The organism is Novosphingobium sp. BL-S-20 (genome assembly GCF_055521635.1).
Genome location: NZ_CM145494.1, coordinates 423,964 through 446,014, shown reverse-complemented (window position 1 = coordinate 446,014; position 22,051 = coordinate 423,964). Strand labels below are relative to the sequence as shown.

17 protein-coding genes and 1 pseudogene are annotated in these 22,051 nt (G+C 66.2%); 10 read left to right on the top strand and 8 right to left on the bottom strand.

Annotated features, from left to right (window positions below; all coding sequences use genetic code 11):
* Nucleotides 1-75: 75 nt before the first annotated feature.
* Nucleotides 76-666: a lysozyme gene (locus tag ACZ1II_RS09830; protein ID WP_465146263.1), complete on the top strand. Its 591-nt coding sequence runs from the start codon at nucleotides 76-78 to the stop codon at nucleotides 664-666.
* Nucleotides 667-679: 13 nt separating this feature from the next.
* Here ACZ1II_RS09830 and ACZ1II_RS09825 read toward each other — a convergent pair whose 3' ends face one another.
* Together ACZ1II_RS09825 and ACZ1II_RS09820 are read right to left on the bottom strand one after the other, a co-directional pair.
* Nucleotides 680-1,519, bottom strand: a complete 840-nt coding sequence (locus ACZ1II_RS09825; RefSeq protein ID WP_465146262.1) for an arginyltransferase — start codon at nucleotides 1,517-1,519, stop codon at nucleotides 680-682.
* Between the two features lie 357 nt (nucleotides 1,520-1,876).
* Nucleotides 1,877-3,130 carry a threonine ammonia-lyase gene (locus ACZ1II_RS09820; protein WP_465146261.1) on the bottom strand — a complete coding sequence of 418 codons (1,254 nt, stop codon included), beginning with the start codon at nucleotides 3,128-3,130 and terminating at the stop codon, nucleotides 1,877-1,879.
* Between the two features lie 209 nt (nucleotides 3,131-3,339).
* Here ACZ1II_RS09820 and ACZ1II_RS09815 point away from each other — a divergent pair, with 209 nt between their 5' ends.
* The 3 genes from ACZ1II_RS09815 to ACZ1II_RS09805 all read left to right on the top strand — a co-directional run bounded on the left by ACZ1II_RS09815 (nucleotide 3,340) and on the right by ACZ1II_RS09805 (nucleotide 7,828).
* A complete protein-coding gene (locus tag ACZ1II_RS09815; protein ID WP_465146260.1) occupies nucleotides 3,340-4,236 on the top strand; it encodes an NAD(P)-dependent oxidoreductase in 897 nt (298 codons plus the stop codon).
* Nucleotides 4,237-4,265: 29 nt separating this feature from the next.
* On the top strand, nucleotides 4,266-5,963 hold the full coding sequence (locus tag ACZ1II_RS09810) for an amidohydrolase (RefSeq protein ID WP_465147271.1): 1,698 nt from the start codon (nucleotides 4,266-4,268) through the stop codon (nucleotides 5,961-5,963).
* A gap of 110 nt (nucleotides 5,964-6,073) precedes the next feature.
* Nucleotides 6,074-7,828 (top strand): cation:proton antiporter domain-containing protein, encoded by a 1,755-nt coding sequence (locus ACZ1II_RS09805; protein ID WP_465146259.1) that lies wholly within the window; start codon nucleotides 6,074-6,076, stop codon nucleotides 7,826-7,828.
* 193 nt (nucleotides 7,829-8,021) lie between these two features.
* Here the strand turns inward: ACZ1II_RS09805 and ACZ1II_RS09800 are convergent, their stop codons facing one another.
* The gene (locus ACZ1II_RS09800) at nucleotides 8,022-8,477 is read right to left on the bottom strand and encodes an Lrp/AsnC family transcriptional regulator (RefSeq protein WP_465146258.1); all 456 of its coding nucleotides are present in this window, start codon (nucleotides 8,475-8,477) and stop codon (nucleotides 8,022-8,024) included.
* A 135-nt stretch (nucleotides 8,478-8,612) separates the two neighbouring features.
* Between ACZ1II_RS09800 and ald the strand changes: the two genes are divergently transcribed.
* Nucleotides 8,613-9,728: an alanine dehydrogenase gene (gene ald, locus ACZ1II_RS09795; RefSeq protein WP_465146257.1), complete on the top strand. Its 1,116-nt coding sequence runs from the start codon at nucleotides 8,613-8,615 to the stop codon at nucleotides 9,726-9,728.
* A 227-nt stretch (nucleotides 9,729-9,955) separates the two neighbouring features.
* Here ald and ACZ1II_RS09790 read toward each other — a convergent pair.
* Together ACZ1II_RS09790 and ACZ1II_RS09785 are read right to left on the bottom strand one after the other, a co-directional pair.
* Nucleotides 9,956-10,353, bottom strand: a pseudogene (locus ACZ1II_RS09790) (acyl-CoA thioesterase).
* 121 nt (nucleotides 10,354-10,474) lie between these two features.
* The gene (locus ACZ1II_RS09785; RefSeq protein ID WP_465146256.1) at nucleotides 10,475-12,586 is read right to left on the bottom strand and encodes a S9 family peptidase; all 2,112 of its coding nucleotides are present in this window, start codon (nucleotides 12,584-12,586) and stop codon (nucleotides 10,475-10,477) included.
* Nucleotides 12,587-12,637: 51 nt separating this feature from the next.
* On the opposite strand from ACZ1II_RS09785, the gene ACZ1II_RS09780 reads away from it, so the two are divergent.
* The 5 genes from ACZ1II_RS09780 (at nucleotide 12,638) to ACZ1II_RS09760 (ending at nucleotide 18,273) form a co-directional block, all read left to right on the top strand.
* On the top strand, nucleotides 12,638-14,458 hold the full coding sequence (locus tag ACZ1II_RS09780; RefSeq protein WP_465146255.1) for an aminopeptidase P family protein: 1,821 nt from the start codon (nucleotides 12,638-12,640) through the stop codon (nucleotides 14,456-14,458).
* Between the two features lie 223 nt (nucleotides 14,459-14,681).
* Nucleotides 14,682-15,083 carry a cupin domain-containing protein gene (locus tag ACZ1II_RS09775; RefSeq protein WP_465146254.1) on the top strand — a complete coding sequence of 134 codons (402 nt, stop codon included), beginning with the start codon at nucleotides 14,682-14,684 and terminating at the stop codon, nucleotides 15,081-15,083.
* A gap of 189 nt (nucleotides 15,084-15,272) precedes the next feature.
* The gene (locus tag ACZ1II_RS09770) at nucleotides 15,273-16,046 is read left to right on the top strand and encodes an EF-hand domain-containing protein (RefSeq protein WP_465146253.1); all 774 of its coding nucleotides are present in this window, start codon (nucleotides 15,273-15,275) and stop codon (nucleotides 16,044-16,046) included.
* A 36-nt stretch (nucleotides 16,047-16,082) separates the two neighbouring features.
* The gene (locus ACZ1II_RS09765) at nucleotides 16,083-16,817 is read left to right on the top strand and encodes a response regulator (RefSeq protein ID WP_465146252.1); all 735 of its coding nucleotides are present in this window, start codon (nucleotides 16,083-16,085) and stop codon (nucleotides 16,815-16,817) included.
* Between the two features lie 13 nt (nucleotides 16,818-16,830).
* A complete protein-coding gene (locus tag ACZ1II_RS09760; protein WP_465146251.1) occupies nucleotides 16,831-18,273 on the top strand; it encodes an ATP-binding protein in 1,443 nt (480 codons plus the stop codon).
* A gap of 168 nt (nucleotides 18,274-18,441) precedes the next feature.
* On the opposite strand, the gene ACZ1II_RS09755 is transcribed toward ACZ1II_RS09760, so the two are convergent.
* From ACZ1II_RS09755 to ACZ1II_RS09745, 3 genes are all read right to left on the bottom strand, one after another.
* Nucleotides 18,442-19,809, bottom strand: a complete 1,368-nt coding sequence (locus ACZ1II_RS09755; RefSeq protein WP_465146250.1) for a methyltransferase family protein — start codon at nucleotides 19,807-19,809, stop codon at nucleotides 18,442-18,444.
* Nucleotides 19,810-19,874: 65 nt separating this feature from the next.
* Nucleotides 19,875-21,221, bottom strand: a complete 1,347-nt coding sequence (locus tag ACZ1II_RS09750; RefSeq protein WP_465146249.1) for an outer membrane protein assembly factor BamB family protein — start codon at nucleotides 21,219-21,221, stop codon at nucleotides 19,875-19,877.
* A gap of 2 nt (nucleotides 21,222-21,223) precedes the next feature.
* The gene (locus ACZ1II_RS09745; RefSeq protein WP_465146248.1) at nucleotides 21,224-22,018 is read right to left on the bottom strand and encodes a tetratricopeptide repeat protein; all 795 of its coding nucleotides are present in this window, start codon (nucleotides 22,016-22,018) and stop codon (nucleotides 21,224-21,226) included.
* Nucleotides 22,019-22,051 lie beyond the last annotated feature (33 nt).

The window sequence follows — 22,051 nt, the reverse complement described above, 5'->3', positions numbered from 1 at the left end:
CGCGAAAAGAAACCGTTTTCCTACAAGCCCGCATCCGGCTTACTTGATCGGCCTTTCTCAACCAAGGAGAGGCCGATGTTCCATCGCAAGCCGATTTTCGACGAAGTGCGCCTGCTGCTCGGGCGCGGATTCACGGCGCAGGAAGTCTCCAAGCTCGACCGGGCTATCGATGCGGCGCTCGCCGTAGCAGCCCCCACCGACGGTTTCGTGCTCGGTTCCGTAGGCCGGACGCTGATCCGGAAATGGGAAGGCTGCGCCAGACGCCGCGCCGACGGGCTTTTGGAGGCTTATCCCGATCCCGGCAGCAAGGACGGCAAACCGTGGACGATCGGCTGGGGCTCCACCGGAGCCGACATCGGACCGGGAACGGTCTGGACCCAGGCCCAGTGCGACGCCCGCTTCGACAGCGAGATCACGCGCTATGTTCGTGAAGTCATCGCCGCGATCGGCGATGCCGCCACGTCACCCAGCCAGTTCGATGCGCTCGTCTCGTTCCACTACAACACCGGCGCCATCGCCAAGGCCACGCTGACGAAGCTGCAGCGGCAGGGCCGCTTCGCCGCAGCCGCCGCCGAGTTAGGCAAGTGTATCTACAATGACGGGAAAGTGCTTGAGGGCCTGAAGCGGCGACGCGCCGAAGAGGCCGCGCTTTACGCAGCCGGATAGCGCGGAACAGGCCTTACTGCGTGATCGAGGGAACGCCGTCCTTGCGGGCGCCCTCGTTCACGTCGTCGCGGCTGCGCGGATTGGCGACGGCTGCCGAGATCAGGCGATCCTGCTCGACCGGCGAGAAGCGTTCCCAGCCCGCGCGGCCCAGCTTTTCCATCGGGCGGAAGCGCACCTTGTACTGCATGCGCGGCGCGCCTTCGACCCAGTAGCCGAGATAGACGTAGGCCAGCTCCATCTCTGTGGCGCGGCGGATATGGTCGAGAATGATGTAGGTGCCCAGCCCCTGGCGAGCCTCGTGATGGGGATCGTAGAAGCTGTAGATCATCGACAGCCCGTCGCACTGGCGGTCGGTGAGGCAGGCGCCGACCAGTCGGCCAGGAGTCACGCCGTCTTCCGAAGGCTCGCGATATTCGATCACGTAGCTGGTGACGGGGGTGTGCTCGACCATGTCGGCGAAATCGACTTCGTCCATCGAAGTCATCCCGCCTTCGGGATGGCGCACGGAGAGATAGCTCTGGAGCAGTTCGAACTGCTCGCTGGTGGACCAGGGGCGGCAGACCGTGGCGACGAGATCGCCGTTGCGCTTCAGCAGGCGCTTCTGGGTGCCGGAGGGCGTGAACTCATCGGCGACGACGCGAACCGAGACGCAGGCGTTGCAGTCGAGGCAGGAGGGGCGATAGGCAACGGTCTGGCTGCGGCGGAAGCCGATGCGGCCCAGCGCATCGTTGAGCGAATCGGCGTGAGGGCCCTTGAGTTCGGTAAAGACCTTCCGCTCGCTGCGACCCGGCAAATAGGGGCAGGGAGCCGGGCTGGTCACAAAGAACCGGGGAAAGCGAACGGGTGCCGTCACGAACGAAACTGATCCTCTAGCGTGATGGAAGTCCGCCGCGACGTCGGCGATGCTTCCTTGTTAGCCCTGAATATGCATAGCCGATGCGCCGGTTGAAAGCGTTTTAACCACGAAACCTGCCCCACCCGCCCCGGAATCGAGACCAATTGGGTGGTGAATCCACCCGGTTGTCCCGGTTTGGTTCTTTCTCGCGGCAAGAGGTTAGCAGAATGCGTGTGCGCAGTTAACGCCCGAACGTGTCCCCCTTCCCATCATGCGGCCCGATTCGCAATAAGGCCGATTCACAATAAGGCGGCGGGAAGCCGATGCCGCCCGCCGCCTTATTGTAGACGAATTTTCGCGATTCGCAGGTGGAGACTACTCGGTCTCGACTTTCTTCACCTCGTAGCCCTCGCGCCGCAGGGCCGCCACGAGCGCGTCGAGCTGCTCCTTGTCGCGTGCCTCGCACTCGATCTCGGTGACGAGGCCCTTGGCCGGGAGATGGGTGAAGATGCGCTGGTGGAAGACCTCGATGATGTTCACATTGTGCTCGTGGAACACCTTGGCGACCTTGAACAGCGCCCCCGCCCGGTCCTGCAAGCCGATCCGCAGGCGGGCGAGACGGCCCGAGCGGGCAAGGTCGCGCAGCAGCACGTTCGCCAGCAGGCGGGTGTCGATATTGCCGCCCGACAGCACGATGCCGACCTTGCGGCCCGCGAACAGCTCGCGGTTCGCCATGACCGCCGCGAGGCCAGTAGCACCTGCCCCTTCCACCAGCGTCTTCTCGATCTGGAGCAACAGGGCGAGCGCGCTCTCGATGCCCGATTCGCTGACGAGCAGGAACTCGTCGAGCAATTCGCGCAGCACCGAGGAGGTGAACTGCCCCGGCGAGAACACGGCGATGCCTTCCGCCAGGGTATCGCCGCCGATCGGCAGGCTGGTGCCCTTCAGCAGGTTGTACATCGAGGGATAGAGCTGCGCCTCGACGCCGACGAGGCGGATGTCCGGATTGATCGCGCGCGCCGCCGTGCCCATGCCGGTGGCGAGGCCGCCGCCGCCGATCGGCAGGACCAGCGTGTCGAGATCGGGCACGTCCTCCAGCATTTCCAGCGCGACGGTGCCCTGCCCCGCCGCGACGTGCGGATGGTCGAAGGGATGGATGAAAGTCAGGCCCAGTTCTGTTTCGAGCTTGCGGGCATGGGCATAGGCCTCGTCGAAGCTCTCGCCCTCCAGCACAACCTTGCCGCCGACGCTCTCGGTCTGCATCACCTTCACCGTCGGCGTGGTGCGCGGCATCACGATCGTCACCGGCACGCCCAGCCGGGTGCCGTGGTACGACAGGCCCTGCGCGTGGTTTCCGGCGGAAGCGGCGATCACGCCGCGCGACTTGCGCTCCTCGTCGAGCAGCAACAGGGCATTGAGCGCGCCGCGCTCCTTGTAGGCGGCAGTGAACTGGAGGTTTTCGAACTTGAGCCAGATATCCGCGCCGGTGATCGCGCTCAGCGTGGTCGAATGGAGCGTCGGGGTGCGGACGATCTTGCCAATAATGCGCTCCGCCGCCGCACGAACGTCTTCGGCAGTCAGCGTGGCCTCTTCGGGCTCCGCAGCGATCTTGAGCAATGGCTGTTCCATGGTGGCGCGCCTAAAGGAAAGCGTGCCGAATGGAAAGCCGCACGTTAGGAAAAATTCCTGGCGCCGTTTAACGCTGTAATATTATTGTTCGAATTGGCCGCTGCGAAATCGGCTCCTGCAGTCGAATTGTCTGCCGACTGCGCCGGAACGAAAAGATTTCCCTGCCGCTTGCGGTTTGCTTTCGTGCAAAAAGCGCTAGAACGATTGCCATGAGCGAAAAACGCAAGGTTTCCTTCATCGGCCTGGGTGTCATGGGCGGCGCGATCGCGCGCCACATCGCGCTGGCCGGTCACGAACTCACCATCTTCAATCGCTCGCCGGAGCGGGCGCACAAGTGGTCGCAGGACAATCCCGGCCTTGCGCACCGCATCGCCGCGAACCCGGCCCACGCCGCGCAGGACGCCGATGTCGTCATCACTTGCGTCGGCAACGACGACGACCTGTCGGAAGTCGTGCTCGGCCCCAACGGCGTGTTCCGCATGCTCAAGAAGGGCGGCGTCTTCATCGACCATACGACGGTCTCGGCGCGCATCGCCCGCCAGATCTCGGTCGAGGCGCGGGACCTGCGCATCCACTGCGTAGACGCACCGATGACCGGATCGCAGATCGGCGCCGAGAAAGGCACGCTCACGCTGATGTGCGGCGGCCGGGACGAGGCGATCGAGGCCGCGCATCCGGTGATGGAGGCCTATTCCAGCCGCATCGTCCACGTCGGCAAGGCAGGCTCCGGCCAGATCGCCAAGATGGCCAACCAGATCTGCATCGCCGGCAATGTAGCGGCCCTGGCCGAAGCCGTGCGCTTCGCCCAGGCCTCGCACCTCGACATGGGCAAGGTCTACGAGGCGATATCCGGCGGCGCCGCCCAGTCCTGGCAGATGGACAACCGCTGGCAGACGATGAACGACGACCAGTTCGACTTCGGCTTCGCGATCGACTGGATGCGCAAGGACCTTGGCCTCAGCCTCGACGAAGGGCGCGGGCTTGGCGTCTCGCTGCCGGTCGCGGCGCTGATCGACCAGTTCTTCGCCGATATCCAGGCGCAGGGCGGCGGCCGCCTCGACACCAGCGCGATCATCAAGCGTCTCCCCAAGAAGGGTATCAAGTGAATTCCACGAAAGGCGCAGCCTTCGCGCTGCTGCTCGCCGCCACCGCCAGCCCCGCGCTGGCGCCTTCCGCTTTGGCCGACGTGCTGGTGGACAATGTCGACGGCGTGACGGCGGACGGCAAGGGCGGCGTCGAGCGCTTCGAGGGCTTCCTGATCGGCAACGACGGGCGCATCGCCGAAGTCTACAAACACGGCGACAAGCGGCCCAAGAAAGTCGACTACCAAGTGGACGGCAAGGGCCGCGCGGTCGTGCCGGGGATGATCGACGCCCACGGCCACGTCATGGGCACCGGCTTCGCGAAGATGACGCTCGACCTGTCGATGGCCAAGACCCTCGACGAAGCGCTCTCGCGCATTTCCGCCTGGGCCGCCGCCCACCCGGATGCGCCGTGGATTCTCGGCAGCGGCTGGAATCAGGTGCAGTGGGGGCTGGACCGCATGCCCACCGCCGCCGAACTCGACGCTGCGACCGGCGGCAAGCCTGCCTGGCTCACCCGTGTCGACGGCCATGCCGGTTGGGCCAATTCCGCTGCTATCTCCGCCGCCGGAGTCACCGCGACGACCACGCCCCCGCCCGGCGGCGAGATTTTGCGGATTGCCGGGGGTAAGCAACCCTCCGGCGTCTTCGTGGACGGCGCCATGGCGCTGATCGAAGCGAAGATGCCCAAGCCCCGCCCCGAGGACCGCGACACCGCGCTCGGCGAAGCACAGCTCGCGCTCCTGGCGCAGGGTGTCACCGCGATTGCCGACATGGGCACTTCGATCGAGGACTGGCAATCGATGCGCCGCGCCGCCGATGCAGGCCGGCTGCGCATCCGCATCGTCACTTATGCCGACGGTGTGGACAACATGACGCTGATCGGCGGCCCCCGCCCGACGCCGTGGCTCTACGACGATCATCTCAAGATGAACGGGGTGAAGCTCTACCTCGACGGCGCTCTCGGCTCGCGCGGGGCGTGGCTCAAGCAGGCTTATGCCGACGCGGCGGGCACCAGGGGTCTGCCGCGCATGAACGAGACGCAGCTCAGCAACCTGATGAGCCGCGCGGCGATGGACCACTTCCAGGTCGCGGCCCACGCCATCGGCGATCAGGCCAATGCCACCGTGCTCGATGCGATCGAGGAGCTTTCCGCCACCTACAAGGGCGACCGGCGCTGGCGCATCGAACATGCGCAGATCGTCGATCCCGCCGACCTGCCGCGCTTCGGCAAGTTCGGCACGATCGCCTCGATGCAGCCGCAGCACGAAGCCTCCGACCGGACGATGGCCGAAGCCCGCCTCGGACCGAACCGCCTCGGCGGCGCCTATGCCTGGAAGTCGATCGCGGCGACCGGCGCGACGCTCGCCTTCGGTTCGGACACCCCGGTCGAACCGGCCCAGCCTTTCGTCGGCCTTGCCGTGGCGATCACCCGGCAGGGTGCGGACGGCCAGCCCTTCAACGGCTGGCAGCCGCAGGAAGTCCTCAGCCGCGAGGCCGCGCTCGGCGCCTATACCACCGGCGCGGCTTACGCGATGTTCGCCGAGGACCGTCTCGGCCGCATCGCCAAGGGCTACCGCGCGGACTTCCTCTTCGTCGATGCCGACCCGATGCTGGCCGCGCCCGACAAGCTGCGCGCGACCAAAGTGCTGGAAACCTGGATCGGCGGGCAAATGGCATGGTCGGCTGCCAAGGACCGCGTAATCCCGGCAAAGGGCGTTCCCACCGGCGAATCCGCAGCGGGTCGCTGATCCGAAGCTTTTACCGCGAATCACCCGATCGAGGGGTTACGCCTCGGAGCGGAACGCCGTAAGACAGCGGTTCGCCTCCCATATTTTCGCTTCCCGCCCGAAAGGCTCCGATGGAAGATCATTCCCAGGCATTCCTGCTGAACGACGGCTTCCTGCTGCTCGGTACGGCGCTTGCCTTCGTCCTGCTGTTCCGCCGCCTCGGCCTCGGCGCCACCCTGGGCTATCTGCTCGCGGGCGCCATTCTCGGGCCTTACGCCTTCGGTCTCGTCGGCGATGCGGAGAACAAGCTGGGCATTGCGGAGCTGGGCATCACCCTGCTGCTGTTCATCGTCGGCCTCGAACTGGCGCCGCGGCGGCTGTGGCGGATGCGCAGCGAGATCTTCGGTCTCGGCTTCCTGCAAGTGGCGCTCTGCGGCCTCGCGGTCTCGGCGGTGATCTATTTCACCGCCGGATTCAGCCTCGCCGCCGCGCTGGCGCTGGGCCTGCCGCTGGGCCTTTCCTCGACCGCGCAGGTCCTGCCGATGCTGCAAAGCGCGGGACGCCTGAACACCCCGTTCGGCGAGCGCTCCTTCGCGATCCTGCTGTTCCAGGATCTCTCGATCATCCCGCTGATCACGATCATCGCGGCGATGAACCGCAACCCGCATCTGCCCGAGGGTCCTCCGGGCTGGATTCTGGTGCTGGAGACACTCGCCGCCATCGCCGGATTGATCCTCGCGGGCCGCTTCGTGATCCGGCCGCTGTTCCGCCTGATCGGCAACCTGGGCGAGCGCGAGATGTTCGTCTTCGCGGCGCTGTTCACGGTGATCGCCTCGGCAGCGCTGATGCAGTCGCTTGGCCTCTCGACCGCGCTCGGTGCCTTCATCGCCGGGGTCATGCTGGCCGATACCCCTTATCGCCACGAGCTTGAGGCCGACGTCGAGCCGTTCCGCTCGATCCTGCTCGGCCTGTTCTTCATGTCGGTGGGCATGATGCTGGACCTTTCGGCGATCGCCGAACGCCCGATGTTCGTCGCCTTGATGGCGCTGGCGCTGATCGCGGTGAAGGCCTCGGTGATCTTCGGTCTCGGCCTGTTGTTCAAGATGAACTGGCGCAGCGCGCTGGCGCTCGGCCTTCTGCTGAGCCAGGGCGGCGAATTCGGCTTCGTGCTCTTCGCCCAGGCACAGAGCGCCTGGCTGATCGAACCGCGCGCCGCCAGCCTGTTCAGCGCGATCGTCACCCTGTCGATGGTCACCACCCCGTTCCTGATGATGGCCACCGCGCGCATCCGCGAAATGCCGGTCAGCAAGGAAACCCGCGAAGGCCCGCGCAAGGACGGCGCCAGCGCACTGGTCGTCGGCTATGGCCGCTTCGGCCAGACCGTCGCGCAAGTACTGATCGCCGCCGAGATTCAGGTGACGTTGATCGACACCGATATCGAGATGATCGACGTGGCCAGCGGCTTCGGCGCGAAAGTCTGGTTCGGCGACGGCACCCGCATCGACCTGCTGCGCCAGGCCGGAGCGGGCAGCGCGCAGATGATCGTGTTCTGCATCGACGGCGACCAGCTTTCCGAGAGCTTCCTCCAGAACGTCCACGAGGCTTTCCCCAATGCCCGCATCGTCGCCCGTGTCTACGACCGGCGCGCGATGATCCGCCTGAAGGACGCGCCCGTCACCTTCATGGTCCGCGAAGTGATGGAATCGGCGGTCGTCATGGCACGCGAGGCGCTGGAAGTGCTGGGCCTTTCGGCCGGTCAGATCGAGAATGCCGAGGAGATGTACCGCTCCAGCGACAAGGAACGCCTGTCGATCCAGTACGAGACCGGCGACCTGCGCGCCGCCCGCGACCGCATCCTCACGCAGGACCTGCGCGACGCCCATTGAGAGGAGTGGGCATTGCCTGCCCTCTCCGGCCTTCCCGACAAACACCCCCGTCGTCCCCGCGAAGGCGGGGACCCCGCTTCTTCTTTCTACCGCCGCGCCGTGGAGCAAGGCAGCGGGGCCCCCGCCTTCGCGGGGGCGACGGAGCTTTGATCTGCAATGATGCGGACTATCCAACGATCGCCTGTCTGGCTCCTCACGGCACCGAGTAACCCTCGAACCGCTTGATCCGGCGCAGCGAAAAACTCGTCCGCATCGAGGACACCCCCGGCAGCCGCGCGAGGCAGTCCCGGTGGATGCGGTCGTAGTGATCGAGGTCGGCAGCGGCGACACGCAACTGATAGTCCGCCGCGCCGGACATCAGGTGGCATTCGAGAATATCGTCGAAATCGCCCACCGCGCGTTCGAAGCGCTCCATAGCCTCGCGGCTCTGGCTGGTCAGGGTGATCTCAACGAAGACCTCCACCGACAGCCCCAGCCGCCGCGCGTCCACCCGCGCGGCATAGCCCAGGATCAGCCCCTGCTCCTCCAGAGCCCGGATGCGGCGATGACAGGCCGAAGGCGACAAGTTCACCAGTGCCGCGAGTTCGGCGATCGAACGCGACGAGTCCGCCTGTAACGCTTCAAGAAGTGCGCGGTCCGCCCGGTCCATGGAAAATTCTCTTGTCGTTTGTTTCAGAGGTGGGAAATATTCCTGCCAGAGTTTCTGACAAGGCCCAATTCGGTGAAACTTTGCAGGGCCACGGGTGTATCTCACCGGCAGAAGAGTTTTTGCGGAGTAGAGAATATGCGTGTCGGTACCGTCCGGGAAATCAAGAACCACGAATACCGCGTCGGCCTGACGCCGGAGAGCGCCCGCGAACTGGTGCTGCACGGGCACGAAGTCTGGGTGGAAAGCGGCGCCGGCCTCGGCATCGGCGCCAGCGACGCCGACTACACCCGCCAGGGCGCGAAGATCATCGCCACGGCGAAGGAGGTCTTCGACGGCTGCGAAATGGTCGTGAAGGTCAAGGAACCCCAGGCGGGCGAGCGCGCCATGCTTCGCGAAGGCCAGATTCTCTACACCTACCTGCACCTAGCGCCCGATCCCGAACAGACTGCCGATCTCGTCAAGTCCGGCGTCACCGCCATCGCCTATGAGACCGTGACCGGCCCCGGCGGCCAGCTGCCGCTGCTCAAGCCGATGAGCCAGGTCGCGGGCCGCATGTCGATCCAGGCCGGTGCCACCGCGCTGGAGAAGGCCCACGGCGGCCGCGGCGTGCTGCTGGGCGGCGTTCCCGGCGTGATGCCGGGCAAGGTCGCGGTGATCGGCGGCGGTGTGGTCGGCTTCAATGCCGCGCAGATGGCGGTGGGCCTCGGCGCCGACGTGACTATTCTCGACCGCAGCCCCGATGTGCTCGAACGCCTCGGCATCCACTTCGAGGCGCGCGCCAAGACCCGCTTCTCCAGCACCGCCAACCTCGCCGAGAGCGTGGCCGAGGCCGACCTCGTGATCGGCGCCGTGCTGATCCCCGGCGCCGCCGCGCCCAAGCTGGTGACGCGCGAGATGCTGGCCACGATGAAACCCGGTGCGGTGCTGGTGGACGTCGCCATCGACCAGGGCGGCTGCTTCGAGACCAGCCATGCCACCACCCATGCCGAGCCGACTTTCGTGGTCGACGGCATCGTCCACTACTGCGTCGCCAACATGCCCGGCGCCGTGGCCCGCACCAGCACTTATGCGCTGAACAACGTGACCCTGCCGCACGCGCTGGCGATCGCCAACCTTGGCTGGAAGGCGGCGCTCAAGGCCGATCCGCACCTTGCGAACGGCCTCAACGTCCATGCCGGCAAGGTCACTTACGAGGCTGTCGCGACCGAGCTTGGCTACGATTACGTGCCGGTTAGCGAAGTTCTGGGCTGAGTTTGCTCTTGTGTCGTCCCGACGCTCGCCGGGACGACACTGACACCGCCACCCGTCAAAAAGCCGTCGTCACCCTGAACTTGTTTCAGGGTCCATCGTGCCGCATGCCCCGGTGCCCGTTCCCAGACGAGGACGCTGCGGCGTTCCCTCTCTCAACGGGAGCCCGTGCTGACGAATGGACCCTGAAACAAGTTCAGGGTGACGAAGTGCTGTCGGAAAGGGGGTGGTTATTCGGCCCCGTCCCAGAACGGCGCCGCCACCTCCGGCGGCACCCGCATCAGGCGCTGGGAGGCAATCTCGATCATCGCCCAGGTCGTCCGGGCCGATACGAGAATCTTCCCCCCGCATTGCGGAAATCGACCCGTCGCACGAAACGCGCGCCGGTAGGGCCTTCGGGAATGAAGGTCTCCCCGGTCACGCTCTCGCCCTCGCGGATATTGCCGCGATAGTCGATCTCGTGCCGGGTCACGACCCAAGCGTATTTCGCCTGATGTTCGGGCGGGGCCACCGCTTCCCAGTGCGCGGTGGCCATGGCCTCCATCCACTGCACCCAGACCGCATTGTTGACGTGGCCCATGATGTCGATGTGTTCGGGCAGAGCGGTAAAAGTGAGCGTGAAGGTCATGGCAGACAAGTTCGCATGGTGGCCGGGGCTTCGACAAGCTCAGCCTGAACGGGCCTCGGGAATACCACCCAAGCCCGCCCATCCTGAGCCTGTCGAACGATCATCATGCGCCTGCCGAAGATCATCCTGAGCCTGTCGAAGGATCGACGCCGAGCTGCCAGAGGATGAAGGCGAATTCCTCCGCCGTTTCCTTCAGACTCTCGAACCGGCCCGACTTGCCGCCGTGGCCCGCGCCCATGTTGGTCTTGAGGATCAGTTCGTTGTCGTCGATCTTCAGCTCGCGCAGCTTGGCCACCCACTTGGCGGGTTCCCAATAAGTCACGCGCGGATCGTTGAGACCGGCCGTCACCATGAGCGGCGGATAGGCCTGGGCCTTGACCTGATCGTAGGGCGAGTAGCTCCGGATCAGCTCGAAGGCGGCCTTGTCCTCGATGGGGTTGCCCCATTCCGGCCATTCACCCGGCGTCAGCGGCAGGGTGTCGTCGAGCATGGTGCTGAGCACGTCCACGAAGGGCACATGTGCCACGACCGCGCCGAACAGTTCGGGATCGGAGTTGACCACCGCGCCCATCAGCTCGCCGCCCGCCGAGCCGCCCGAGATCGAGATCCGGCCCGACTCGGTGAAGCCGCGTTCGATGAGGCCCTTCGCGACATCGACGAAGTCATTGAAGGTATTGGTCCGCTGCTCCAGCTTGCCCGCCTTGTACCAGGCGCGGCCCAGATCGTCGCCGCCGCGGATATGGGCGATGGCATAAGCGAAACCGCGATCGACGAGGCTGAGGCGCGTGGTCGAGAAACCCGGATCGATGGAAATGCCGTAAGCGCCGTAAGCATAGAGATGCAGCGGCCCCGCCCCTTCACGGTCACGCCGATAGACGATCGAGACGGGGATCATGGTGCCATCGCGCGCCGCGATTTCCAGCCGCTCGGTGGCATAGAGCGAGGCATCGTAGCCCGAGGGGATTTCCTGGACCTTGAGCACTTCCATCGTGCGCGCCGCCACGTCGTAGTCGATGACCGACGAAGGGCTGACCATCGATTCGTAGGTCAGGCGCAGCACGTCCATGTGCCATTCGGGGTTGTTCGACAGGCCCGCCGAATAGCTGGCTTCGGGGAACGTGATCGGCTCCACGCGGGAAGGATCGTCGTAGTAGCGAACCTCGATCTGGTCGAGCCCGGCACCGTGGCCCACCAGCTTCCGGCCTTCGGTCACGTAGAAATCGCGGAACAGGTCGGCGCCGGTCAGGTAGAAGGCATCGGTGCCCTCGATCAGCGTCGTCCATTCGCCGGGGTTGTCCAACGGCGCGGTGGCGAAGCGGAAGTTCTCGTGGGTGTCGTTGGTGTGGATGTAGAGCACGCCGTCGCGCTCATCGACATCGTATTCCACGCCCTTCTGGCGCGGCTTCACGAGGATCTTCTCGCCCAGCGGATCGCTGGCGAGGACCATGCGGCATTCGCTGGTCTCGTGATCGCTGGTGCCGATCAGCAGCCACTTCTCGTTCGACGAGAGCGAGGAACCGACGCGGAAGCCCTCGTCATCTTCGTGATAGAGTTCGACGTCGTTTTCGAGCGGCTGCCCCAGCCAGTGCAGGCGGGCATTGTCGGTGCGCCACTGCTCGTTGGCGAGCGAATAGACGAGGCCCTTGTCGCCTGCGACCCAGACGAGACCGGACAGCGTGCCGGGAATCTCATCCGGAAGAAGCTCGCCGGTGGCCAAGACCTTGATGCGGACGGTGAAGCGCTCGGAACCGTTGTCGTCCACCGAATAGGCGAGCAGCTTGCCGTCGTTGCTGGTCGCGATGGCGCCGAGGTTGAAGTATTCCTTGCCCTCGGCCAGCGCCACTTCGTCGAGGATGAGCTCGTCGGCAGAACCATCGTCTTTGGCTGCGACGGGCCTGCGCCACCACTTCTTGTACTCGGCGCCTTCCTCGAACTCGATCCAGTAGAGCCAGTCGCCGTCCTTCTGCGGCACCGACTTGTCGGCTTCCTTGATGCGCGCGCGCATTTCCGTGAACAGCGCGTCGGTCCGGGCCTTCTGCCCTGCCATGCGCGCCTCGAACCAGCGGTTTTCCGCTTCGAGATGGTCCAGCACGGCCTTGTCGGTGACTTCGGGATAACCGGCGTCGCGCAGCCAGGCGTAGTCGTCTTCAACGGTGATGCCGTGGTGGGTGAAGGCGTGCGACTTCTTCGCTGCCTGTGGAGGACCGGAAAGGGTCTGGGTGGAATCTGCCATGAGCACCATCTATGTTGCGCACATGACCCCCGCAAGCCGGATACCCTTCCCATGTTGATGAATACCCATGAAGCGCGCCTCGATGCCCTGCGCCAGGAACTGAAATCGCGCGGCCTCGACGGCTTCGTGATCCCGATCTCGGACGAGCACATGAGCGAATATGTCGGCGCCTATGCCCAGCGCCTGGCCTGGCTGACCGGCTTCGGCGGCTCGGCCGGGACCGCCGTGGTGCTGACCGACCCCGCGCTCTCACCCGCCGCCGCGATGTTCGTGGATGGGCGCTATACCCTGCAAGTGCGCGAGCAGGTCGACGGCCAGTTCTACGCTTACGAAAGCGTGCCGCAGACCAGCCCCGCCCTCTGGCTGGGCGAGAACGCCCCCAAGGGCGCGAAGATCGGTTACGACGCCTGGCTCCACGGCTCGAAGTGGGCGGAGGCTGCAAGCGCCGCGCTGGCCCGCAACGGCGGCACCCTCGTCGCGGTGGACGGCAATCCGATCGACGCGGTCTGGGCGGACCAGCCCGAACCCTCGGCTGACCCGGCGCTCGTCCATGACGATGCCCTCGCGGGCGAGACCGGCAAGGCCAAGCGCGCCGCCGTTTCCGAATGGCTGACCGCGCGCGGGCTGGACGCCACGGTGGTCTCCGCGCTCGATTCGATCGCCTGGCTGCTCAACGTGCGCGGCACCGACGTGAAGCGCACCCCCGTGACCCTGTCCTACGTCATCGCCCATGCCGACGGCACCGCAGACTTGTACATCGCCGACGAGAAAGTGACGCCCGAACTGCGCCAGCACCTCGGCAATGCCGTGCGTATCCAGCCGCGCGATGCTTTCGTCGCGGGCCTCGGCAAGCTGGCGGGCAAGCGCGTCGCGGTCGATCCCGACAATGCCGTGGCCGCGGTGTTCGAAACCCTGCGCGCGGCGGGCGCCACGATCGTCGAGGAGCGCGATCCCACGATCCTGCCCAAGGCGGTGAAGAACCCGGTCGAGCAGCAGGGCCAGCGCAAGGCCCAGGCGATCGACGGCGTGGCGGTGACGCGCTTCCTCCACTGGCTCTCGCTCGAAGGTCCCAAGGGCGAAGTGACCGAGCTGAGCGCGGCGGCGAAGCTGCTCGAATTCCGCCAGCTTTGCGGCGACTTGCGCGACCTTTCGTTCGACACGATCTCGGGCGCGGGTCCCAACGGCGCCAGCCCGCACTACAGCGTCAGCGAGGATTCGAGCCTGACCCTGGCACCGGAGAGCGTCTACCTCTTCGATTCCGGCGGCCAGTACCCTTACGGCACCACCGACATCACCCGCACCGTCTGGATCGGCAACGAGGAACCGTTCGCCGAAGTGAAGGACCGCTTCACCCGCGTGCTCAAGGGCACGATGGCCATCGACCGCGCTGTGTTCCCCAAGGGCACCAACGGCGGCCAGCTCGACGTGCTGGCGCGCCAGTTCCTGTGGCAGGTCGGCCTCGACTATGCCCACGGCACCGGCCACGGCGTCGGCAGCTTCCTCTCGGTCCACGAGGGTCCGCAGCGCATCGGCAAGCCCGCTGGCGGCCAGTCGGGCACGTCGCAGGAACTGCTTGCCGGCATGATCCTCAGCGACGAGCCGGGCTACTACAAGGCGGGCGAATACGGCATCCGCATCGAGAATCTCGTGCTGGTCGAACCGCGCCAGTTCGCTGGGGCGGACGGCGAATACCTCGGCTTCGAGACCCTCACCCTCGCGCCGATCGAGCGCCGCCTTGTCGATACCGGCCTGCTCACGCGGGACGAAGTGACGTGGTGGAACGCCTATCACGCCAAGGTGCTTGAAGTGATCGGGCCCCAGCTCGATGGCGAAGTGAAGAGCTGGCTCGAAGAGCAGTGCCGCCCGCTCTGATATTGTGAGCCTGCAAACGCAGAATCTGTTTGGAAATTCGCATCGCGAATTTCGCGGCACCGGCCCACGCCCCCACCCGACCTCCCATAGGGTACTATCGTTGGGTGGTCGGGTGGGGGCGTGGGCCGGTGCCGTCTTGAAAATGCCCTCATAGGGCATTTTCCAATCAGACTCTCAGGCGTAGCATCCTCCCGGCGGCAGGCCCGCCGGGAGGAGTCGCGCAATGACGCAGGCAGTCCACGATCTCAGGACCCATCCGGTCCATCTCGGCCTCGGCGCGGTGGCCGAGGCGCAGCCAGTCTTCACCGGCATGGAATGGTACGCCGCCTATTCCGCGCGCACCGCCGGAGACGGCGCCGAAGGCCGCCTCGTCTCGATGTACGATTTCGCCGAAAGCTGGGACAGCTGGGAGATGCACCCGGCGGGCGACGAGCTTGTCGTCTGCCTCTCCGGCGCCATGACGCTGCATCAGGAACTGGCAGACGGCAGCGCCCGCACCGTCACCATCGGCCCCGGCGAATATGCGATCAATCCGCCCGGCGCCTGGCACACCGCCGATGTCGAAGGCCCTGCCACCGCCCTGTTCATTACGGCAGGCGAGGGAACCCAGCATCGCCCGCGATGATTTAAGACAGGCTTGCCCCGTGCCGAATGAAGCACCGGGCTTGTGACAATTGGCGACAATAAACCCGCAAGACGGCACAACTGCGCGACAAGCGGCGATTAGACCGGGCATCAGAAAGCCGCGGGGCGTTTCTTCCCCCTCACTTCCCCGCCCAACGGCTTTCGCCGATTTCGCCAAGAAAAGAGAGCCATGAGGATGAACCGCTTCAGCAAGATCACCATCGGCATTTCCGCCGTCGCCCTGGCGATCGGCGGCGCGGCTTGTGCGCAAAGCCCGGCGGCAGCGCCCGAGCGCGACCACGAGCGTACCGAACCCCGCACCGAGACCCGCGCCGAGGCCCAGGCCCGCGCCGAAGCGATGTTCGCCCGCCTCGATGTAAATCAGGATGGCAAGCTCGACCGCGCCGACCGCGAAGCGCGCCGCCAGCAGATGCGCGAGGCCCTGTTCGACCGGCTCGACACCAACAAGGACGGCGCGATCTCCAAGGCCGAATTCCTCGCCGATCGCGGTCCCGAAGGCGATCGCGGCCCGCGTCCAGATGGCGACAGGCCGGATGGCGGGCCGGGCGGCGATCGTCCGGGCGATATGCCCCCGCCGCCTTCGGGCGCGGATGGCGCAATGCCGCCCCCGCCTCCCGGTGGCCCGGAAATGGGCGGTCCTGAAAAAGACCAGCCCGGCCGCGACCATCCTGAGCGCCACGGGCCTGAACGCCACGGCCCCCGCCACGGCATGAAAGGCCCGATGATGGGCTTCGGAAAGGCCGATGCCGATGGCGACCGCAGCGTCACCAAGGCCGAATTCGTCGCCGCCGCGCTCCAGCGCTTCGATGCGATGGACGCCAACAAGGACGGCAAGGTCACGCCCGAGGAACGCCACGCCGCGCATGACAAGATGCGCGCCGAATGGAAGGGCCGGAAAGGTGAACGGGGTGGACCTGACGCGCCGCCGCCTGCAAAGAACTGACGGCACGCCCTTGAAAGCGGTCGGAAAAGGACTGGAATGAACGACATCTCGCCCGCCCGCATCCTGCTGGTCGACGACGAAGCTGCACTCCGCGAGCCCCTGGCCGACTATCTGTCGCGCCAGGGGTTTGCCGTAAGGGCCGCCACCAGCGCCGCCGAGGCGCGCTCCCTGCTGCAGGGCGAGAAGCCCGACCTCGTCCTGCTCGACATCATGATGCCCGGCGAGGACGGCCTCTCGCTCTGCCGCCATCTGGTGGAGGCGCAGGACATTCCGGTGATCTTCCTGACCGCCCGCGGCGAGGCGACCGACCGCATCGTAGGCCTGGAGATCGGCGCCGACGACTATGTGGTGAAGCCTTTCGAGCCGCGCGAACTGGTCGCCCGCATCCGCTCGGTGCTGCGCCGCGCCAATCGCGTGCCCGCGCAGGCGCCCGAGAACGAGGCCTTCGCCTTCGAGGGCTGGCTGCTCGATCCGCTCAAGCGCCGCCTCACCGATGCCGAGGGCGCCACCGTCGCGATTTCCTCGGTCGAGTTCCGCCTGCTCATGGCCTTCCTCGAACACCCGCGCCAGGTGCTCAACCGCGACCGCCTGCTCGACATGGTGCAAGGCCGCGAGGCCCATCTGTTCGACCGCGCGGTGGACAACCAGGTCAGCCGCCTACGCCGCAAGATCGAAGTCGATTCGCGCAATCCGCAACTGATCCAGACGGTCTGGGGCGGCGGCTACATGCTGGCCACCGATGTCCGGCGCGTGCCGCTGGAAGCGGACTGATCGGAACGCCCTCATGTCCAGCCTGAAGATGCCGCGTCCCCACAGCCTGATGGGCCAGATGCTGCTCGCGGTGGCGGTCGCGCTCATGCTCGTGCAGGGCCTCGGCGCGTTCTTCGTCTACCGTGCCCAGCGCGAGGGCTACGAGGCGAGCATGCTCAATGCCTCGGCCTTCCGCCTCATCATGGAGACCCGCGGCCCCCGCGCGCTGGTTCGCCACCGCGACGGGCAGCGCGACGGCCCCCGCGTGCCGCTCTCCGGGCCGCCGCCCAAGGGCTATCACCTCGAATACAGCACCCGCTCCCCCGCCGCCCCCGGCGAGACCCGCGACGAGGAGGCCGAAGCGGGCCTTGCCAAGATCCTCGCCGACCAGGAGTTCCCGGTGCGCGAGATCGTCGTGGTCCACCGCGACGTCGCGCGCGACCGCGTCGCCCGCCGCAATGCCCTCGACCGCGCCGCCGACTACGGCCTCTCGCACGAGGACACCGAGCGGTTGATGCGCTCCAACCTGCTCGTCGTCGGCGTCCGCACCGACGAGAACGGCAGCTGGATCATCTCACGCGTGCGCGCCCCGCGCCCCGAGAATGTCCTCATCACCCCGATCGTCGTCCAGACGCTGCTGATCTACGTCGTCGTCATGGCCGCCGTCGCCCTGATCCTGCGCCGCATCACCCGGCCGCTCGCCGCCCTGACCCGCCGCCTAGAACGCTTCGCCGCCAAGCAGGATATCGAAGGCCAGCTCGCGCCCTCCGGCCCCGAGGACATGCAGCACCTGATTCTGGCCCACAACGCCATGGAAGCGCGCATCGCCGCCCTTCTCGACGAAAAGAACGTCATGCTCGGCGCCATCGGCCACGACCTCAAGACCCCGCTCGCAGCCTTGCGCGTCCGCATCGAATCGGTCCCGGACGACGGCGAACGCGCCCGCATGGCCATGACGATCGAGGATATCGTCCACACCCTCGACGACATCCTCTCGCTCGCCCGCGTCGGCCGCCCGAGCGATCCGCTCGAACGCACCGAGCTTTCCGCGCTGATGTTCTCGGTGATCGAGGAATACGAGGACATGGGCGAGCCGGTCGAAGTCGGCGAAACCGAACGCATCGCCCTCGAACTGCGCCCGACCTGGATCCGCCGCGCCTTGCGCAATCTCATCGGCAATGCACTGCGCTACGGCGAGCGCGCCCGCGTCTCGCTCTCGCGCGAGGATGGGCGGGCAGTGATCCTGATCGAGGACGACGGCCCCGGCATTCCCGAGGATTCGATCGCGGCAATGATGAACCCCTTCACCCGCGGCGACCCCTCGCGCAACAGCGCCACCGGCGGCGCCGGGCTGGGCCTCGCGCTGGCCCGCGCCATCGCCGACCAGCACGGCGGCGCGCTTGTGTTGTCAAACCGGGTTTCGGCGGATGGCACAGTCGAGGGCCTGACGGCGCGTCTGGAACTTCCGGTCGGCTGACACCACACGAACGAACCACATATCCCGTCATCCCCGCGAAGGCGGGGATCCCGCTTTTCTTGCCCCATACGCGAGGTCGGAAAAAGGCAGCGGGGCCCCCGCCTTCGCGAGGGCGACGGGGTTGTATGCGAAGCCTACGGGTTACATCAAACCGACACCGCGATCCGATCAGGTTCGCGTATCCACTTCCACCCGCCTCGGCTCGCCGCCCCGAGGGCGTAGCCGCCCGGCCAAATTTGCCAACGAGCGGGTAATGAAGGCATTCTCCGCCATCCACGCATGATACTCGCGGTACTTCGCATCCTCGGCGAGCAGATGCGCTTCCTCGGTGCGCGCGCGCCAGTAATAGATCGCGCTGACCACCCCCAGCAGCACGGTGTTGCGCACCATGTCGGTCAGCGCATGGCTGGTGACGAGGAAGGGCAAAGTCGAAGTCCACCAGAACAGGTTCTTCGACAGATAGGCGGGGTGCCGGGTGAAGCGATAGGGGCCGTGGGTCAGCACCCCGCGATAAGTGAGGTTGGAGAAGCGCAAGCCGAAGGCGAACGTCGCCCAGGCATAAACGGCGGTGAGGAACACCATCAGCGCCGCCCAGAACCACAGCAGCCCCGTGTGACCTTGCAGCCAGTAGGACCAGCCCGGCGTATTGACCTCGTAGCCCAGCACGTCGGCCCGGCCCATCGTGCCCCAGACGAAGGGCGGATAGCACATGAGCGCCGCCACCCAGCCCGCCAGCAGCGGATTGCCGCTGCGGATATGGGCATCGAGCGGACGGAACGTGAAGATATAGCCGACAGTGCCGATCTGCACGTCGATCAGGAACAGCAGCGCGATCACCGTCGACGCCAGCGGCACCGGATCGTGGAGCATCGCGCCGAAATTCGCCTCGACCACTTGCGCGAAGCCGCCGGGCAGGATCGAGATCATGAAGGCGCCGAAGAAGGCCTTGATCGTCCAGGCGCGGCCGTGCTTCTTCACCGCCTCCAGCTCCCAGGCCTCGCGGCCGATCAGCAGGGCGCCGAAGTGCCAGGCCTGGTCGCGCGGCTCGATCAGCTTGCGGTCCAGCCAGAACACATAGGGGATCGACAGCAGGAAGACCGGCAGCGCCGCCGCGCCGATCACTTCCATCGCGAAGAGGTATTGCCCGTCCCAATACCAGCGGCCGATGCAGTAGAACGCGCCGATCAGCGCCCAGGTCGCCCAAAGGCCCGCGAGCTTGGTGATGGAAAGGTCGAGCGTTTCGGAAAACGAGCGGCGCAGGCTCCAGTCGATGCCGGTGGAGGGCCGCAGATGGACCTTGTCCACGAAGACGGACCACAGTGCCATGGCCGTGCCGGTGACAAAGAGCGTGGCGACCGAGGCATAAGGCCCACTCATCGGCGCATGGGGGCCGGGAAGCGCGAAGGTCTCGGCCAGGGTGGCCCAGTTGCGGCAGACCAGCAGCCAGCCGAGCAGCGCCGCCAGTCCGGCAAGGCCGACGCCCACCGAAACATCGCTGGCGGGCCGGGTTTTCGCGGTAATCGGGGCGCTGTTCATGGCGCCCCGATTACCCGAATTTGGTTAAGAGGTCCGAAATACTGGCGTATCCCGGCCAACAAGGCTCAGCGGAACGCCGTGATCCGGCCCGAATCGTCCAGCACATAAAGCGTCTGGTTCGCCACGACCGGGGCGAGCGAGATCGGGTCTTTCAGTTCGACGAACGGCGTCAGCGTGCCGGTCGCCGGATCGACGGTGCCCAGTTCGCCGCGCGAATTGCCGACCCAGAGCTTGCCGCCCGCCAGCACCGGACCGACCCAGAAGATCGGACCCTTGCGCTTCTTCGCGTTCTGGTAGCGCGCCAGCTGCGTCAGCCAGCGGACCTTGCCGGTATTGCGGGCGATGGCGAGGATTTCGGCGTGATCGTCGAGCGTGAAGACCCAGTCTCCCACCACCATCGGCGTCGAGATGCCGGCGAGGTTGAGTTCCCAGATGCGCTGGCCGGTGATCAGCTCGTAAGCCGCCATGCGGCCGCCCTGGCCCAGCGCATAGACGCGGCCCTGGTCGATGATCGGATCGGCATCGACGTCGGTGAGGCTGCCCACTTCGGTCGAGATCGAGGTGCGCGACAGCGCGTCCGACCAGACCTGACGGCCGTTCTCGTAGCGATAGGCCACGAGTTCGCCCGAGGAGTAACCGGCGATGACGGTGCCCTGACCGGCCGCCGGAGCAGCGACGCCGAACACGCCCGCCTGCGAGAGCGAGGCCGATTCGTTCCACAGCACGTTGCCGTCCGCTGCGTTGAGCGCGAAGATCTGGTTGTCCTGCGTCATCACGTAGACGGAATTGAAGCCGATCGTCGGCGAGCCGCGCAGCGGGCCGCCCGGCTTCTTGGTCCAGATCTGGCTGCCGTCCGCCGCCTTGAGCGCGGCGACTTCGCCAAGCCCGGTGGTGACGTAGAGGTTGCCGCCGTCGTAGCTGACGCCGCCGCCAAAGATCGAATTCTCGGTCTTGCCGGAAACCGAGAAGTTCTTGGTCCAGAGCTGGCTGCCGGTCTTCGCGTCAAGAGCGTGAACGACGCCGTCGGTGTCCATCACGAAGAGCTTGCCGTCCGCCACCACGGGCGCCGCGGCAAGGCGGGCGCGGTTGGTGGAACCAGCGATCTGAGCGCTCCAGACGCGGCTCGGGTGATCGGCCAGCGCCAGATGGCCGTAGGACTTAGCGGCATTGCCACCCGCCTGCGCCCACTCGCTGTTTTCATGCTGCGGCGGCAGGATCACCGAGACGGCTTCCTGCGTCGGATCGACCTTGGCGCCGCTCTCGATCCGCGAAAGGATCGGCACGCGCTCGCCCACGGTCGGGGTCTTGGGGCCCTTGCCGCTCGACTTGCAGCCGGAAAGACCGGCGACAAGCGCCAGCGCGATCAGCGAAACGACGCCTGCACGGCCGAAAGTATGTTTCTTCTCAACCATGTTCATTCTCCGGCGGCGGGCGCAGGCTGCGCCGCGGCCTTGGCCTTACCAAGCGGCTCGCCGCGTTCGTCCACTACATCGTCGATCGCATCGACGCCCAGCACGGCGGCAAGCTGGCGGGCGCGGCTGCGCAGACCCGACTCGACCTGCTCGTCCTTGGCGATGGCGGCGAACAGCGGACCGGCCTGATCCTGCTTGTTCATCTTGATATAGGCCATGCCCACCAGTTCACCGGCCACGCCGAACCAGGGATTGCCCGGAGCGGCATAAGGCTTGAGACGGGAAACCACCTCTTCCGGCTTCATGGCGTCGAAATTGACGGCAACACCGCGCACGGCGGCCAGATCGCGCAGCGGCTGCGGCGCCTTGGCGTCGTTCGCCACTTCGTCGTAGAGCTTGACGGCATCGGGCAGGCGCTTCTGCTCGGCGGCAATGCCCGCCAGCATCAGCTTGGCCGAGATCGGGCTGCCACCCGTGCCTTTGGCGAGCGCTTCGAGCTTGCCCTTGGCGGCATCGAGATTGCCCGCCTTCATGCTGTCGATCGCCTGGACGTAAGCCTCGGCATCGGCATTGCGCTGCTCATTCTGGCGGTGATTCCAGTAGAGCCAGCCGCCGAAGGCCGCGAGCGCCAGAACCACAGCCGCGATCACGGGCTTGCCGTAGCGGGTGAAGAAGCCTTCCATCTGGTCCTGCCGCAGGGCGTCGTCCACCTCGCGCAGGAAAACATCCTGCTGCGCGGCGAGTCGCTCGGCAGACTTGGGATTGGTCGGAGTGCTGTTGGAAGGAGGCAGAGCCAAGTTTCGGGCGCTTTCTGCGGAAAATCGGAAATG

What these genes read in the sequence shown, in the direction of transcription:
- ACZ1II_RS09775 (WP_465146254.1), top strand. Translation starts at nt 14,682, where the DNA reads ATGACGCAGGCAGTCCACGATCTCAGGACCCATCCGGTCCATCTCGGC.
- ACZ1II_RS09785 (WP_465146256.1), bottom strand. Translation starts at nt 12,586, where the DNA reads ATGGCAGATTCCACCCAGACCCTTTCCGGTCCTCCACAGGCAGCGAAG.
- ACZ1II_RS09805 (WP_465146259.1), top strand. Translation starts at nt 6,074, where the DNA reads ATGGAAGATCATTCCCAGGCATTCCTGCTGAACGACGGCTTCCTGCTG.
- ACZ1II_RS09770 (WP_465146253.1), top strand. Translation starts at nt 15,273, where the DNA reads ATGAGGATGAACCGCTTCAGCAAGATCACCATCGGCATTTCCGCCGTC.
- ACZ1II_RS09755 (WP_465146250.1), bottom strand. Translation starts at nt 19,809, where the DNA reads ATGAACAGCGCCCCGATTACCGCGAAAACCCGGCCCGCCAGCGATGTT.
- ACZ1II_RS09750 (WP_465146249.1), bottom strand. Translation starts at nt 21,221, where the DNA reads ATGGTTGAGAAGAAACATACTTTCGGCCGTGCAGGCGTCGTTTCGCTG.
- ACZ1II_RS09815 (WP_465146260.1), top strand. Translation starts at nt 3,340, where the DNA reads ATGAGCGAAAAACGCAAGGTTTCCTTCATCGGCCTGGGTGTCATGGGC.
- ACZ1II_RS09820 (WP_465146261.1), bottom strand. Translation starts at nt 3,130, where the DNA reads ATGGAACAGCCATTGCTCAAGATCGCTGCGGAGCCCGAAGAGGCCACG.
- ACZ1II_RS09800 (WP_465146258.1), bottom strand. Translation starts at nt 8,477, where the DNA reads ATGGACCGGGCGGACCGCGCACTTCTTGAAGCGTTACAGGCGGACTCG.
- ACZ1II_RS09780 (WP_465146255.1), top strand. Translation starts at nt 12,638, where the DNA reads ATGTTGATGAATACCCATGAAGCGCGCCTCGATGCCCTGCGCCAGGAA.
- ACZ1II_RS09830 (WP_465146263.1), top strand. Translation starts at nt 76, where the DNA reads ATGTTCCATCGCAAGCCGATTTTCGACGAAGTGCGCCTGCTGCTCGGG.
- ACZ1II_RS09765 (WP_465146252.1), top strand. Translation starts at nt 16,083, where the DNA reads ATGAACGACATCTCGCCCGCCCGCATCCTGCTGGTCGACGACGAAGCT.
- ald (WP_465146257.1), top strand. Translation starts at nt 8,613, where the DNA reads ATGCGTGTCGGTACCGTCCGGGAAATCAAGAACCACGAATACCGCGTC.
- ACZ1II_RS09760 (WP_465146251.1), top strand. Translation starts at nt 16,831, where the DNA reads ATGTCCAGCCTGAAGATGCCGCGTCCCCACAGCCTGATGGGCCAGATG.